Source organism: Cellulomonas sp. P5_C6 (assembly GCF_054049635.1).
The window spans coordinates 1-15,654 of the sequence record NZ_JBFULZ010000089.1 but is presented as its reverse complement, the minus strand read 5'-3'; the positions used below and the strand labels follow the sequence as shown (position 1 = coordinate 15,654).

At 67.5% G+C, this 15,654-nt stretch carries 8 protein-coding genes and 3 rRNA genes; 8 read left to right on the top strand and 3 right to left on the bottom strand.

What is annotated here, in order from left to right:
- Positions 1–6: 6 nt before the first annotated feature.
- The 7 genes from ACXJKG_RS11860 (at position 7) to ACXJKG_RS11830 (ending at position 9,473) form a co-directional block, all read left to right on the top strand.
- Positions 7–582, top strand: a complete 576-nt coding sequence (locus tag ACXJKG_RS11860) for a uridine kinase family protein (RefSeq protein WP_456845963.1) — start codon at positions 7–9, stop codon at positions 580–582.
- A gap of 70 nt (positions 583–652) precedes the next feature.
- The gene (locus ACXJKG_RS11855) at positions 653–1,357 is read left to right on the top strand and encodes a DNA-3-methyladenine glycosylase (RefSeq protein WP_456845962.1); all 705 of its coding nucleotides are present in this window, start codon (positions 653–655) and stop codon (positions 1,355–1,357) included.
- Between the two features lie 94 nt (positions 1,358–1,451).
- Complete coding sequence (gene tyrS / locus ACXJKG_RS11850; RefSeq protein WP_456845961.1) at positions 1,452–2,714, top strand: tyrosine--tRNA ligase; 1,263 nt, start codon at positions 1,452–1,454, stop codon at positions 2,712–2,714.
- Positions 2,715–3,361: 647 nt separating this feature from the next.
- Positions 3,362–4,883 (top strand): 16S ribosomal RNA (locus ACXJKG_RS11845).
- Positions 4,884–5,335: 452 nt separating this feature from the next.
- Positions 5,336–8,451 (top strand): 23S ribosomal RNA (locus ACXJKG_RS11840).
- A gap of 78 nt (positions 8,452–8,529) precedes the next feature.
- Positions 8,530–8,646: ribosomal RNA gene (gene rrf, locus ACXJKG_RS11835) — 5S ribosomal RNA — on the top strand.
- Together the 16S, 23S and 5S rRNA genes form the textbook arrangement of a ribosomal RNA operon.
- A 245-nt stretch (positions 8,647–8,891) precedes the next feature.
- Positions 8,892–9,473: a dihydrofolate reductase family protein gene (locus tag ACXJKG_RS11830; protein WP_456845960.1), complete on the top strand. Its 582-nt coding sequence runs from the start codon at positions 8,892–8,894 to the stop codon at positions 9,471–9,473.
- 77 nt (positions 9,474–9,550) lie between these two features.
- Here ACXJKG_RS11830 and glgB read toward each other — a convergent pair whose 3' ends face one another.
- The 3 genes from glgB to ACXJKG_RS11815 form a co-directional block, all read right to left on the bottom strand.
- Positions 9,551–11,731 carry a 1,4-alpha-glucan branching protein GlgB gene (gene glgB / locus ACXJKG_RS11825; protein ID WP_456845959.1) on the bottom strand — a complete coding sequence of 727 codons (2,181 nt, stop codon included), beginning with the start codon at positions 11,729–11,731 and terminating at the stop codon, positions 9,551–9,553.
- A gap of 60 nt (positions 11,732–11,791) precedes the next feature.
- Positions 11,792–12,646 carry a LacI family DNA-binding transcriptional regulator gene (locus ACXJKG_RS11820; protein WP_456845958.1) on the bottom strand — a complete coding sequence of 285 codons (855 nt, stop codon included), beginning with the start codon at positions 12,644–12,646 and terminating at the stop codon, positions 11,792–11,794.
- 79 nt (positions 12,647–12,725) lie between these two features.
- Complete coding sequence (locus tag ACXJKG_RS11815; RefSeq protein WP_456845957.1) at positions 12,726–15,251, bottom strand: glycoside hydrolase family 2 protein; 2,526 nt, start codon at positions 15,249–15,251, stop codon at positions 12,726–12,728.
- Positions 15,252–15,458: 207 nt separating this feature from the next.
- On the opposite strand from ACXJKG_RS11815, the gene ACXJKG_RS11810 reads away from it, so the two are divergent.
- A partial coding sequence (locus tag ACXJKG_RS11810) for a hypothetical protein (RefSeq protein ID WP_456845956.1) occupies positions 15,459–15,654 on the top strand: 196 nt, incomplete at its 3' end.

The window sequence follows — 15,654 nt, the reverse complement described above, 5'->3', positions numbered from 1 at the left end:
GGCGTCCTGACCTCGCCGGCCGCGCAGGTCGCCGCGTCGGCACTCGCCGGCGCGCCCCGCCTCGGCCCGGTGCGCGTCGTGTGCGTCGACGGCCCGGCGGGCTCCGGCAAGACGACGGCGGCGGCCGCGATCGCCGCGGCCGCCGGCCCGACGGCCGCCGTCCTGCACCTCGACGACCTCTACGAGGGCTGGTCGGGCCTCGAGGGCTCCCTGTGGCCGCGCCTGTCGGCCCAGGTCCTCGAGCCCCTGCGCCGCGGCCGACCGGGCCGCTACCAGCGCTACGACTGGCCGATCGGCGCCTTCGCCGAGTGGGTCGACGTCCCGGTGCCCGGCGTCCTGGTCCTCGAGGGCTGCGGGTCGGCCCGCCGCGCCGCCGACGGGATCGCGGTCCTGCGGGTCTGGGTCGAGGCGCCCGCCGACCTCCGGCTCGAGCGCGGGCTGCGTCGCGACGGCGCGGACGCCCGCGAGCAGTGGCTCGGCTGGATGGTCGACGAGACTGCCCACTTCGCCCGTGAGCGCACGCGCGAACGCGCGGACGTCCGGCTCGACGCATTCGGCGCGCTGCTGGACCCGGAGCGCTGACGGCCACCGCGCGGTCCCGACTGCATGGACCGGGCCGCAGGACGCGGGGCTCGTGCGGCAAGATGGGCGCGTGAGCACGTCGTCGGAACCGCTCGAGACCCCGGACGCCGCCGCCCCGCATGCGGTCGTGGCGGTCCCGGCGCGCGTCTGGTTCAGCCGCGAGGTGCACGCGGTCGCCCGCGACCTGCTCGGCTCGTACCTGACCGCGCGGTCCCCGGAGGGCGACGTCACGCTCCGGATCACCGAGGTCGAGGCCTACGGCGGCGCCGACGACCCGGGCTCCCACGCCTACCGCGGCCGTACCTCCCGCAACGCCGTGATGTTCGCGGAGCCGGGCCGCCTGTACGTGTACCGCCACCTCGGTCTGCACCACTGCCTCAACATCGTCACCGAGCCCACCGGCAGCCCGTCGGCCGTGCTGCTGCGTGCCGGGGAGATCGTCGAGGGCGCGGAACTCGCCTGGAAGCGGCGCGAGGCCGTCGGCGTCGTCGACTCGGAGCGCCAGCTCGCGCGCGGGCCTGCCCGCCTCGCCGTCGCGCTCGGCCTCGACATGCGCGCCAACGGTGCGGACGTCACGGAGGCCGGCGGCGACATCGTGCTGCACCGCCACCAGGTCGTCGTCCAGCCGACGCACAAGGCCGGCCCCCGCGTGGGCGTCTCCGGCTCCGGCGGCGAGGGGAACAGGTTCCCCTGGCGCTACTGGCTGACCGACGAGCGCACGGTCTCSGCCTATCGMCCGGCGTATCGCGCGCCGGCGTCGACAGACGTCCCGTGAGGGACGACGACGCCGGCCCGACACCCCCGACCGCTGTGCCCGACTCGACCGCCCTGCCTGCCGCGCGTGTGCCGGCCTACTGCCTGGAGACCTTGTGAACCACATCCTCGACGACCTCGAGTGGCGCGGACTGATCGCCCACTCCACCGACCTCGACGCCCTGCGCGACGCTCTCTCCGCCGGGCCCGTCTCGCTGTACTGCGGCTTCGACCCGACCGCGCCGAGCCTGCACATCGGCAACCTGGTCCAGATCCTCACGGTCCGGCGCCTGCAGGACGCCGGCCACACCCCGTTCGGGCTCGTCGGCGGCGCCACCGGCCTCATCGGCGACCCGAAGATGGCGGGGGAGCGCACCCTCAACGACCGGGACGTGGTCTCCGGCTGGGTGGAGCGCATCCGCAAGCAGATCGAGCCGCTGCTCCGTTTCGACGGCCCGAACGCGGCGACCATGGTGAACAACCTCGACTGGACCGCGCCGCTGTCCGCCATCGACTTCCTGCGGGACATCGGCAAGCACTACCRCCTGGGCACGATGCTGGCGAAGGACACGGTGGCCCGACGGCTCAACAGCGACGCGGGGATCAGCTTCACCGAGTTCAGCTACCAGATCCTGCAGGGCATGGACTACCTCGAGCTGTTCCGCCGGCACGGGATCACGCTGCAGACCGGCGGAAGCGACCAGTGGGGCAACCTTCTGTCGGGAGTCGAGCTGATCCGCAAGGCCGAGGGTGCGTCCGTGCACGCGCTGACCACGCCGCTGATCACCAAGGCTGACGGCACMAAGTTCGGCAAGACCGAGAGCGGGGCCGTGTGGCTCGACCCCGAGCTGACCACGCCGTACGCGTTCTTCCAGTTCTGGCTCAACGCCGACGACACCGACGTGGTCAGCTACCTCAAGGTGTTCAGCTTCCGTACCCACGCGGAGATCGACGAGCTTGCCGATGCCGTCGCCTCCCGCCCCGCGGCCCGCGAGGCGCAGCGGGCGCTCGCCTACGAGGTGACCGCGCTGGTGCACGGGATGGYGGCCGCCGACCAGGTCGTCGCGGCGAGCCAGGCGCTCTTCGGGCGTGGGTCGCTGGCCGACCTCGACGCCGCGACGCTCGCCGCAGCCGTGGCCGAGCTGCCGTCCGCCCCCGGGACCGCCGGCGACGCGATCGCCGACCTGCTCGCGGCCACGGGGGTGGTCGCGAGCAAGGGCGCAGCCCGCCGGGCGATCGCCGAGGGGGGAGCCTCCGTCAACAACGTGCGGGTGGCCTCCGAGGACGCGGTGCTCACCGACGAGGACCTCCTGCACGGCCRGTGGGCGGTCCTGCGCCGCGGCAAGCGCACGCTCGCGGTCGTCGACGCACACGCCTGATCCCGGCATACCGCCCGACGAACCCCCGCGCCCACCCCGGGCCGCGGGGGTTCGTCGTCGCGTTTCCGGCCTCTGACCAGGCGTTCGACCGTGCGAAGCCGGTCTGGTGATGGGGGTCACCGCGGCGGGATTTGCCACCCGCCGCAACACCCGCGTAATGTTCTCGATGTCGCCCGAGAGGGAGGAACGGACACCGCGGATCGAACCGAGGTGGCTGGTCCCTAGGGTGGCCACCCCCGAACGTGTTGACAGGCGCTTCGTGCGCCCTGAAGCCGGACGGGGACGGGCTCCAGGCCCGCGGACAGCTGCCCGAGAGGGTGGCGGGAAGCGGCCGAAAAGCCAGGTAGGATTCAGAACGACAAAGCCTCTCGGATGAGATCGAAAGATCTCGAGGAGATGCGCGTCTGTTCCTTGAGAACTCAACAGTGTGCCAAATAGTCGATGCCATATGGCTCGCTATCGGAGGTGTTTGCGGCCCGTTTGGGTTGTGGGTGCTGAGGTGGTGGGTCTTGGTTGAGATTGGTRTCCGTTCTTCCACCTCCGTGGGGGGCGGGTGCCACAATTCAGCCGAATCTGATTGGTCCTTATCGGGACCGTTTCGTGTGTCGGTTGCCCTGCTGCTTTGGTGGTGGGGTGCCATGTAGACATTTACGGAGAGTTTGATTCTGGCTCAGGACGAACGCTGGCGGCGTGCTTAACACATGCAAGTCGAACGGTGATGGCCAGCTTGCTGGTCTGATCAGTGGCGAACGGGTGAGTAACACGTGAGCAACCTACCCCAGACTCTGGAATAACCATGGGAAACGATGGCTAATACCGGATACGAGACGCACACGCATGTGTGGTGTCTGGAAAGATTTATCGGTCTGGGATGGGCTCGCGGCCTATCAGCTTGTTGGTGGGGTAGTGGCCTACCAAGGCGACGACGGGTAGCCGGCCTGAGAGGGCGACCGGCCACACTGGGACTGAGATACGGCCCAGACTCCTACGGGAGGCAGCAGTGGGGAATATTGCACAATGGGCGCAAGCCTGATGCAGCGACGCCGCGTGAGGGATGACGGCCTTCGGGTTGTAAACCTCTTTCAGCAGGGAAGAAGCGCAAGTGACGGTACCTGCAGAAGAAGCGCCGGCTAACTACGTGCCAGCAGCCGCGGTAATACGTAGGGCGCAAGCGTTGTCCGGAATTATTGGGCGTAAAGAGCTCGTAGGCGGTTTGTCGCGTCTGCTGTGAAAACCTAAGGCTCAACCTTGGGCTTGCAGTGGGTACGGGCAGACTAGAGTGCGGTAGGGGTGACTGGAATTCCTGGTGTAGCGGTGGAATGCGCAGATATCAGGAGGAACACCGATGGCGAAGGCAGGTCACTGGGCCGCAACTGACGCTGAGGAGCGAAAGCATGGGGAGCGAACAGGATTAGATACCCTGGTAGTCCATGCCGTAAACGTTGGGCACTAGGTGTGGGGCTCATTCCACGAGTTCCGTGCCGCAGCAAACGCATTAAGTGCCCCGCCTGGGGAGTACGGCCGCAAGGCTAAAACTCAAAGAAATTGACGGGGGCCCGCACAAGCGGCGGAGCATGCGGATTAATTCGATGCAACGCGAAGAACCTTACCAAGGCTTGACATACACCGGAAACTTCCAGAGATGGTTGCCCCGCAAGGTCGGTGTACAGGTGGTGCATGGTTGTCGTCAGCTCGTGTCGTGAGATGTTGGGTTAAGTCCCGCAACGAGCGCAACCCTCGTCCCATGTTGCCAGCGGGTTATGCCGGGGACTCATGGGAGACTGCCGGGGTCAACTCGGAGGAAGGTGGGGATGACGTCAAATCATCATGCCCCTTATGTCTTGGGCTTCACGCATGCTACAATGGCCGGTACAAAGGGCTGCGATACCGCGAGGTGGAGCGAATCCCAAAAAGCCGGTCTCAGTTCGGATTGGGGTCTGCAACTCGACCCCATGAAGTCGGAGTCGCTAGTAATCGCAGATCAGCAACGCTGCGGTGAATACGTTCCCGGGCCTTGTACACACCGCCCGTCAAGTCACGAAAGTCGGTAACACCCGAAGCCAGTGGCCCAACTCGTAAGAGGGGGAGCTGTCGAAGGTGGGACTGGCGATTGGGACTAAGTCGTAACAAGGTAGCCGTACCGGAAGGTGCGGCTGGATCACCTCCTTTCTAAGGAGCATCTGGCAGCCACATCGCCTGTCATGGGTGGTGGGGGGTGTCCAGGCCCGTTGTCCCTGCCGAACGAGTGGGGGACGGTGCTCGAGGGTGGAACATCGACTGTGGCCGGCTTTCAAGCTGGTGGCGACCTAGTACGCCGGGGCCTTCGGGTTTCCGGGTGGGAACGGATCGTTGCTGGTGAGGGGTCGGCTGGGCACGCTGTTGGGTCCTGAGGGAACAGCCGGAAGGTTGTTCGTTCAGGGTCGCTACGGGTCGCGTCACCGCCTGCGGGTGGGGGTGCGGCTCGAGTGGCGCGGGCTGGTACCGCTCAGACAAACCGTTCGCTGCATGGTGCCCGCAAGGGTGGCTGTGGGGCGGGTAGGTGCTGGGGTGAGGGTGTCAGAGCCGGTCGTAGCTTGAGAACTGCACAGTGGACGCGAGCATCTTTTTTGAATGATTTTTGTGGTCAAGTTTATAAGGGCACAGGGTGGATGCCTTGGCACTAGGAGCCGAAGAAGGACGTTGTAGCCTGCGATAAGCCTCGGGGAGTTGGCAAACGAACCGTGATCCGAGGATGTCCGAATGGGGAAACCCCGCACGAGTCATGTCGTGTGACCCGCACCTGAATATATAGGGTGTGTGGAGGGAACGGCGGGAAGTGAAACATCTCAGTACCGCCAGGAAGAGATATTCCGTGAGTAGTGGCGAGCGAAAGCGGATCAGGCCAAACCGTGTACGTGTTCAAGCCGGCAGGCGTTGCGTGCACGGGGTTGTGGGACCTTTCAGCTGGTTCTGCCGAATCAGCAGGGAGTCAGAAAGTCGCGTCATAGTCGAAGGGCATTGAAAGGCCCGGCACAGAGGGTGTGACCCCCGTAGACGAAATGGCGTGGCCTCCCGAAGGGGATCCCAAGTAGCTCCGGGCCCGAGAAACCTGGAGTGAATCTGCACAGACCACTGTGTAAGCCTAAATACTACCTAGTGACCGATAGCGGACAAGTACCGTGAGGGAAAGGTGAAAAGTACCCCGGGAGGGGAGTGAAATAGTACCTGAAACCGTGTGCCTACAATCCGTTGGAGCCTCCCTAGCAGGGGTGACAGCGTGCCTTTTGAAGAATGAGCCTGCGAGTTAGTGGTACGTGGCGAGGTTAACCCGTGTGGGGAAGCCGTAGCGAAAGCGAGTCCGAATAGGGCGTCTCAGTCGCGTGCTCTAGACCCGAAGCGGAGTGATCTAGCCATGGGCAGGTTGAAGCGCGGGTAAGACCGCGTGGAGGACCGAACCCACCAGGGTTGAAAACCTGGGGGATGACCTGTGGTTAGGGGTGAAAGGCCAATCAAACTCCGTGATAGCTGGTTCTCCCCGAAATGCATTTAGGTGCAGCGTCACGTGTTTCTTGCCGGAGGTAGAGCTACTGGATAGCCGATGGGCCCCACCAGGTTACTGACGTTAGCCAAACTCCGAATGCCGGTAAGCCAGAGCGTGGCAGTGAGACTGCGGGGGATAAGCTCCGTAGTCGAGAGGGAAACAGCCCAGACCACCAGCTAAGGCCCCTAAGCGTATGCTAAGTGGGAAAGGATGTGGAGTTGCACAGACAACCAGGAGGTTGGCTTAGAAGCAGCCACCCTTGAAAGAGTGCGTAATAGCTCACTGGTCAAGTGATTCCGCGCCGACAATGTAGCGGGGCTCAAGTATACCGCCGAAGCTGTGGCATTCACATATCAGCTCAGCGCACCTTCGGGTGTGTTCAGGCGTGTGGATGGGTAGGGGAGCGTCGTGTGGCGAGTGAAGTCGCGGGGGAACCCAGCGGTGGACGCCACACGAGTGAGAATGCAGGCATGAGTAGCGAATGACGGGTGAGAAACCCGTCCGCCGAATGATCAAGGGTTCCAGGGCCAGGCTAATCCGCCCTGGGTAAGTCGGGACCTAAGGCGAGGCCGACAGGCGTAGTCGATGGACAACGGGTTGATATTCCCGTACCGGCGAAGAACCGCCCATACCGAGCCCGGTGATGCTAAACGCCCGAGCCGGCACACCACCCCTTCGGGGGTACCGTGCCGGGGAGCGCGTGACCCGAACCGGTAGTAGGTAAGCGTATTAACAGGGGTGACGCAGGAAGGTAGCCAAGCGTGGCGATGGTAGTCCACGTCCAAGGTCGTAGGGCGAGGTGTAGGCAAATCCGCACCTCACATAGCCTGAGAGCTGACGGTGACCGCATTAGCGGGAATCTGGTGATCCTATGCTGCCAAGAAAAGCCTCGACGCGAGGTTCTAGCCGCCCGTACCCCAAACCGACTCAGGTGATCAGGTAGAGAATACCAAGGCGATCGAGAGAATCGTGGTTAAGGAACTCGGCAAAATGCCCCCGTAACTTCGGGAGAAGGGGGGCCTGAAGCGTGAACCGACTTGCTCGGGGAGCGTGAAGGGCCGCAGAGACCAGGGAGAAGCGACTGTTTACTAAAAACACAGGTCCGTGCGAAGTCGCAAGACGATGTATACGGACTGACGCCTGCCCRGTGCTGGAAGGTTAAGAGGACGGGTCAGCCGCAAGGCGAAGCTCAGAATTTAAGCCCCAGTAAACGGCGGTGGTAACTATAACCATCCTAAGGTAGCGAAATTCCTTGTCGGGTAAGTTCCGACCTGCACGAATGGCGTAACGACTTCTCCGCTGTCTCAACCGCGAACTCGGCGAAATTGCACTACGAGTAAAGATGCTCGTTACGCGCAGCAGGACGGAAAGACCCCGGGACCTTTACTATAGCTTGGTATTGGTGTTCGGTGCGGCTTGTGTAGGATAGGTGGGAGACTGTGAAGCCGGCACGCCAGTGTCGGTGGAGTCAACGTTGAAATACCACTCTGGTCGCTCTGGATATCTAACCTCGGTCCGTGATCCGGACTAGGGACAGTGCCTGGTGGGTAGTTTAACTGGGGCGGTTGCCTCCTAAAATGTAACGGAGGCGCTCAAAGGTTCCCTCAGCCTGGTTGGCAATCAGGTGGCGAGTGCAAGTGCACAAGGGAGCTTGACTGTGAGACTGACAGGTCGAGCAGGGACGAAAGTCGGAACTAGTGATCCGGCGGTGGCTTGTGGAAGCGCCGTCGCTCAACGGATAAAAGGTACCCCGGGGATAACAGGCTGATCTTGCCCAAGAGTCCATATCGACGGCATGGTTTGGCACCTCGATGTCGGCTCGTCGCATCCTGGGGCTGGAGTAGGTCCCAAGGGTTGGGCTGTTCGCCCATTAAAGCGGTACGCGAGCTGGGTTTAGAACGTCGTGAGACAGTTCGGTCCCTATCCGCTGCGCGCGCAGGAAACTTGAGAAGGGCTGTCCCTAGTACGAGAGGACCGGGACGGACGAACCTCTGGTGTGCCAGTTGTTCCGCCAGGAGCACGGCTGGTTGGCTACGTTCGGAAGGGATAACCGCTGAAAGCATCTAAGCGGGAAGCCTGCTTCAAGATGAGGTTTCCATGCCCCCTCGAGGGGTGAGAGGCTCCCAGCTAGACCACTGGGTAGATAGGCCGGATGTGGAAGAGGGGACTAACGACCCTCGCAGCTGACCGGTACTAATAAGCCGACAACTTCACCACCTCATTCAATKATTGCTACGCGTCCACTGTGCGGTTCCCGAGAGACGAACGGGAACCCGTTTGACAACTCGACAACGTTACGGCGGTCATAGCGAAGGGGAAACGCCCGGTCCCATTCCGAACCCGGAAGCTAAGCCCTTCAGCGCCGATGGTACTGCACTCGCCAGGGTGTGGGAGAGTAGGACGCCGCCGGACATCATTCAGAAAGAGCCATCCCTTCGGGGGTGGCTCTTTCTGTTTGTACGCCCGAATGCATTCTCTGGCCTCGAGCTGGGCGTGGGGCGCGTGCCCTCGGAACGGCGAGGTCCGCCGCTGTTGCTGCGCGAGGATCGCGCCCATGCGCGGACACCGGGCCGCTGCGGGCCGACGGGCTTCGTCCAGGAGCGCCGGCTCACGGCTCGCTAACCTGGGGGAACCACGCCAATGCAGAGGAGACCCCGGTGGGCAAGGTGGTCATGTACGGCTCGGTGTCGGTGGACGGCTTCATCGCGGACGAGAACGACGATCCCGGTCCGCTGTTCGAGTGGTTGGTCAGCGGTGACGTGCCGTTGGACGACGGCGGCGTGTTGACGGTGTCGCAGGCGTCCTACGACCATGTCCGGCCCTACTGGGATCAGATCGGGGTGACGATCGCCGGCCGCTACGTGTTCGACCTGACGGACGGCTGGGACGGGACGCCTCCGAGCGGGATCGACCACGTGGTCGTCGTGACGCACCGGCCGCCGCCCGAGGGCTGGGACCCCGGGGCGCCGTTCCGCTTCGTCGACGGTGTCGAGGCGGCCATGGCCGCGGCGCAGGAGCTTGCCGGTGACCGCGCCGTCGAGGTCGCCGCCGGTGACGTCGGTGGCCAGATGCTTGCCGCGGGCCTGGTCGACGAGGTGCGGATGGATGTCGCTCCCGTCGTGCTCGGGTCCGGCAAGCGCTACTTCGGGTCGGTCCACGCGCAGCACCTGCTGGAGGAYCCCGACGTCGTGATCCAGGGCGACCGGGTTCTTCACCTGCGTTTCCGGGTGCGCCGTTGACGGAGCTCCCTCGAGAGCGCACAGGGCGCCCATCCTGTCGGATGGGCGCCCTGTGCGTTGGCCGGGTGGTGTTCCGGTCAGCCGGCCTCGAAGACGACGACGCCCAGCGGGGGGACCCGGATCGAGGCGGAGTACGGCCGGCCGTAGTGCGGCTCGGGCAGGGCCTCGATCTCGCCGAGGTTCCCCACGCCGGACCCGCCGTAGGCCTCGGAGTCGGAGTTGAAGATCTCGCGCCAGCGGCCCCCGCGGGGGAGCGCCAGCCGGTAGCCCTCGTGCGGGACGCCGGCGAAGTTGATGACGACGGCGACGGGCGGGGAGTCGTAGCCCTTGCGCAGGTAGGCGAGGGTGTTGCGGAAGGCGTCGTCCGAGTCGATCCACTCGAAGCCGTCCGGCGTGTGGTCGAGCTGCCACAGGGACGGCGTCTCCTTGTAGACGCGGTTGAGGTCGGCGACGGAGCGCAGGACGCCCTGGTGGGCGGGGTCGTCGAGCGCGTGCCAGTCGAGGGAGCGGGCCTCGGTCCACTCGGTCTGCTGCGCGAACTCGCTGCCCATGAAGATCAGCTGCTTGCCGGGGTGCGTCCACTGGTACCCGAGCAGGAGGCGGACGCCGGCGAGCTTCTGCCAGTGGTCCCCGGGCATGCGCTCGTAGAGGGAGCCCTTGCCGTGCACCACCTCGTCGTGGCTGATGGGCAGCACGAACCGCTCGGAGTAGGCGTAGACCATCGAGAAGGTGATCTCGTTGTGGTGGTAGCGCCGGTGGATCGGCTCCTCGGCCATGTAGCGGAGGGTGTCGTTCATCCAGCCCATGTTCCACTTCAGGCCGAACCCGAGGCCGCTGCCGTCGGTGGGGGCGGTGACGCCCGGCCACGCCGTCGACTCCTCGGCGATCATCATGATGCCCGGGGTGCGGCGGTAGGCCGTGGCGTTGGCCTCCTGCAGGAACGAGATGGCGTCCAGGTTCTCGCGGCCGCCGTACTGGTTGGGCCGCCACTGGCCGGCCTTGCGGGAGTAGTCGAGGTAGAGCATCGAGGCGACGGCGTCGACCCGCAGGCCGTCGACGTGGAACTCCTCGAGCCAGTAGGTGGCGTTGGCGACCAGGAAGTTGCGGACCTCGGACCGGCCGAAGTTGAAGATGTAGGTGCCCCAGTCCGGGTGTTCGCCGAGCAAGGGGTCCGGGTGCTCGTAGAGGGCGGTGCCGTCGAACTGCGCGAGCGACCACTCGTCCTTGGGGAAGTGGGCCGGCACCCAGTCGACGATGACGCCGATGCCCGCGCGGTGGAGGGTGTCGACGAGGTAGCGGAAGTCGTCGGGGTGGCCGAACCGGGAGGTCGGCGCGAAGTACGACGACACCTGGTAGCCCCAAGAGCCGCCGAAGGGGTGCTCCGCCACGGGCATCATCTCGACGTGCGTGAAGCCGAGGTTGACGACGTGCTCGGTGAGCTGGTGCGCGAGGTCCTTGTAGGACAGGCCGACGCGCCAGGAGCCCAGGTGCACCTCGTAGACGCTCATCGGGGCGGTGTGGGGGTCGTGGGAGGCGCGGGCGGTCAGCCACTCGTCGTCGGTCCACTCGTACCGCGACTCGACCACGACGGAGGCGGTCGCGGGCGGGATCTCGGTGCCCTGGGCCAGCGGGTCCGCCTTCTGGCGCCACGACCCGTCGTTGCCGAGGATCTCGAACTTGTACCGGGCTCCCGCGCCGATCCCGGGGGCGAAGACCTCCCAGACCCCGCTGTCGCCCAGCGAGCGCATGGCGTGGGACGCGCCCTGCCAGTAGTTGAAGTCGCCGACGACGCGCACGGCGCGGGCGTTGGGGGCCCACACGGCGAACGACGTGCCGGACACCTCCCCCAGCTCGCCGGGGTAGGTGTGGACGTTGGCGCCGAGCACGGTCCAGAGCTGCTCGTGCCTGCCCTCCCGGACGAGGTGGCGGTCGAGCTCCTGGACCGTGGGCAGGAAGCGGTACGGGTCGTCGACCACCGTGGCGTGGCCCTCGTACGTGACCTCGATCCGGTAGTCCGGCACCTCGGTGCCGGGCAGGACGGCGACCCAGATGCCGTCCTGCTCGTGCCGCGCGGCGACGCGGGAGTCGGAGGTGATCACGACGACGGACTCGGCGAGCGGGCGCAGCGTGCGGACCGTGACCCCGCCGCCCCCGACGTGTGGACCGAGGACGTCGTGCGGCGCGTAGAACGCTCCGTGCGCGACGGTTCGCAGGGTGTCGACATCGACGGGGACCGGGGACGGTGCGGCCGGGCTCATGCCCCTACCCAACCACCAGCGCGGTTCCGGCGCAGGACTGTCGCCCGGGTGACCTGCGTCTCAGGCGTCGTCGGCGGGTGCGGTGGTCGTCGTGCCGCGGGCAACCAGGCGAGGCAGGGGGGCCGTGTAGGACCGGACCGTGCCCGAGGCGAGCAGGTTGAGCACGCAGTCGGCCACCTGGACGCCCATCGCGTGCACGTCGAGGCTCATCGCCGAGAGGGCGGGGTGCGACAGCCGGCACAGGGCGGAGTCGTCCCACGCGAGCAGCGAGAGGCGGTCCGGCACGGCGATGCCCATCTCGTGCGCGACGCCGAGCCCGGCCACCGCCATGACGTCGTTGTCGTAGATGATGGCCGACGGCGGCGAGCCGCGGCCGAGCAGGGCGCGGGTGGCGCGGGTGCCGGACTCCTCGCCGTAGTCGCCCTCGACGACCGTGCCGTGCGCGCCGAGCCGGGCGCACTCGCCCATGAACGCCTCGGTGCGCGCCTGCGTGTGGGCGAGCCCGCGGGGACCGCTCACGCGGGCCAGCTGGCGGTGGCCGAGCGCCACGAGGTGCAGGACGGCGGTGCGCATCGCCTCGGCGTTGTCGATCCACACGTTGGCGAACGGCAGGTCGGGGCGCGGGCCGCCGACGACGACCGTGGGGATGCCGAGCTCCGCGAGCACGTCGAGCCGGGAGTCCTCGAGCGCCACGTTGACGACGACGACGGCGTCGACGAGCTTGCCCTCGCCCCAGCGGCGGTACGTGCGGATCTCCGCCTCGTGGTCGGGCACGACGTGCAGGAGCAGCGAGCGGTTCTCGCCGGCCAGCGACTCCTCGATCCCGCCGACGAGCTCCATGAAGAAGGGCTCGAAGCCCAGCATCCGGGCAGGCCGGGCGAGTACCAGGCCGACGGCGTCGAGACCTTGCGTCATGGTCGCGAGCGTACCTTCGGCGCGCGACGGATCAGGCCGACCACGGGGTGACGTCACGGCTCCGACCGGGCCGCCGCGATCAGGCGGGCGACTGCGTGAGGTCGCGCGACCGGGGCTGCGGCGMGCGGGCCACCCGGACGTCGTTGGCGGAGCGGAGCACGGGGGCGCGGGTGAGGTCGGCGGGGTCGAACGTGCCCCGCGTGCGGACGTGGAAGGACGCCGTGGTCCCGCCGGGGACGTCGACCAGGGCCGTGTCGACCAGGGCGTCCGGGTCGAGGCGGTCGACCAGCAGGGTCACGTCGCGGGCCAGCGACGACGCGGTGACGTCGACGCGGTAGCCGTCCTGCACCGGGGTGACCGAGGCGCGCAGAGGTGCGGGGTCGAGGTCGAGGTCGACGTCCTCCGCCCACGTGTGCACCGTGCGCAGGTCGCCCAGCCGGACGACGAGGACCTCGCGCGTCGGGTCGACCGGCGTCGCGACCGTCGTCGGCAGCGTGAACTGACCGACCGACCAGGCGCCGACGGCGAGCGCGAGGTCCTCCTCCGCCAGCACTGTGCCGTCCAGCAGCTGGCGCGACAGGCGGACGATGCCCTGCCAGATGGCGGGGGTCTCGTTGACGACGGCCAGCACCTCGCGTCCCTGGCGCGGCTGCACCGTCAGGAGTCGGGGGGCGTAGGCGGTCCTGAGGGCGTACCAGAGGGGCTTCGGGCGCTCGTCCCCGTCGATCGCGGCCCACGACGTCACCGGCCAGCAGTCGTTGAGCTGCCAGACGATCGCGCCGGCCGTGCGGGGCCACCACGAGCGGTAGTGCTCGACGGCGAAGCGGACGGCCCGGGCCTGGTTGAGCTGGGCGGCCCAGTGCCAGTCCGCGAAGTCGTCCGGGACCCCGAGGTGCGGCTCCATGCCGCGGTCGAGCTTGCCGTTGCCGTCGTCCGCCTTCTGGTGGAGCAGGAACGCCGGGTCGTCCTTGGTGAGCGGGCCGCCGTCGGCGGCGTGCACGGCACGGGTGAGCGTCGCCCACGTCGGCGGGCCCTGGAAGCCGAACTCCGAGCAGAAGCGCGGGACCTCGTCGCCGTAGACCGTGTAGTCGACGCGGTTCCAGACCTCCCACTGGTGGTGGGTGCCGTGGTCCGGGTCGTTCGGGTGGACCTCGTCGAGCGCGAAGCCGGGGGAGTAGGGGCTGCCGTCGGAGTACGGGCGGGTGGGGTCCAGCTCGGCGACCACCCCCGACAGCAGCTCCGTGGCGTAGCGGTAGCCCCAGGTCCGGCCCTCGAGCTCCTGCGGCCAGCCCCAGTCCATGAAGCCCCAGAGGTTCTCGTTCCCGCCGTTCCACAGCACGAGCGACGGGTGCGGGGTCAGGCGCGCGACGTGCTCGCGGGCCTCGGCCTCGAGCTCGTCCCAGAGCGGCTGCTCCTCGGGGTAGGCGGCGCAGGCGAGCAGGAAGTCCTGCCAGACCAGCAGGCCGCGCTCGTCGCAGAGCTCGTAGAAGTCCTCGGACTCGTAGATGCCGCCGCCCCAGACCCGGACCAGGTTGAGGTGGGCGTCGACGGCCTGGTCGAGCCGGTGCGCCAGGCGCTCGCGGGTGATCCGGGTCAGCAGGTGGTCGTCGGGGATCCAGTTGGCGCCCTTGACGAAGATCGGGCGGCCGTTGATCCGGAACGTGAACGCGGTGCCGTCGTCGTCGGTGCTGGTGTCCAGCTCGACGGTGCGGAAGCCGATGCGGCGGGACCAGGTGTCGAGCGGCTCCGGGGCGTCCGGGCCGGCGAGCGTGACCCCGAGCTCGGCGAGCGGCTGCGTGCCGTGCCCGACGGGCCACCACAGGGGTGCGTGCGGGACCTCGAGGTCGACCGTGGCGGTCGACGAGCCGCCCGGGACCTCCACGGACACGTCCGCGCCGGCGACGTGGGCGCGGACGACCAGCGCGGCGTCCCCGCCCGGCAGCCCGGACCGCTCGACCTCGACGTGCACGGCGACGCGGCCGGTGCCGGCGGCGTCGACGGTGACCAGCGGGCGCACCGCGGCGAGACGCGCGACGGACCAGCGCTCGACGCGCACCGGCCGCCACAGGCCGGCGGTCTGCAGGTCCGGCCCCCAGTCCCAGCCGAACGAGCAGGCCATCTTGCGGACCATGTTGAACGGCTGGTCGTAGGCGAGCGGGCGGGGACCGAGGCGCGTCGCCTCGGCCTCGGCGTGGGCCAGCGCCGAGGTCAGCAGGACCCGCAGGCGCTGCGTGGTGGGCTGCACGAGGTCGCGGACGTCGAACCGGTAGGAGCGGTGCTGGTTCGCGGTGCGGCCGATCTCGTGCTCGCCGAACGTGAGGGTGGCGACCGTGTCGATGCCGTCGAAGACCAGGTCGACTCGCTCGTCGTCGGCGGCCGGGTCGAGGTCGAGGTCGCGCTCGAACACCCAGTCCGTGCGACGCATCCAGGCGAGGTCCTCCTCATGGCGGTCGAGGTACGGGTCCGGGATCAGGCCCGCGTCCAGCAGTGCCGTGTGGCTGGTGCCGGGCACGCGGGCGCGGACGCGGCGACCGACGAGGTCGGCCGGGACGGGGCCGGCGACGGCGGTCAGCGACCAGCCGTCGTACAGGTCCTGGGTGTTCATCGTCGAGCTCCTGGGTCCGGGGGTCCGGCGTGTGCCCGCCGCATCCTTGTGGCGGGCATCGTCGGCACCTCGGGGAGGGGCCGAACTTCTGGCAAGTACCCTGCGATCATTGTTAGACAACTGAATAAAGTAAGTCAATGGCACGCGGACCATGCCACTGGCCGTAGCGTGCACACGACGCCAGCACCCGATCAGGAGACACCCGACGTGACCCACGACGCCAGCCCCGACACTCTCGTCCACCTCCGCGCGGCGGGGGTGAGCGTCGTCGTCGATCTCACCGGGGGGACCCTGCCCCGGGTGCTGCACTGGGGGCGCGACGTCGGCGACCTCGACGCGGTCGCGCTCAGCGCGGCGCGGCGCGGCTGGCAGCCCGCTGCCCACGGCTACCCGGTCGACGGGC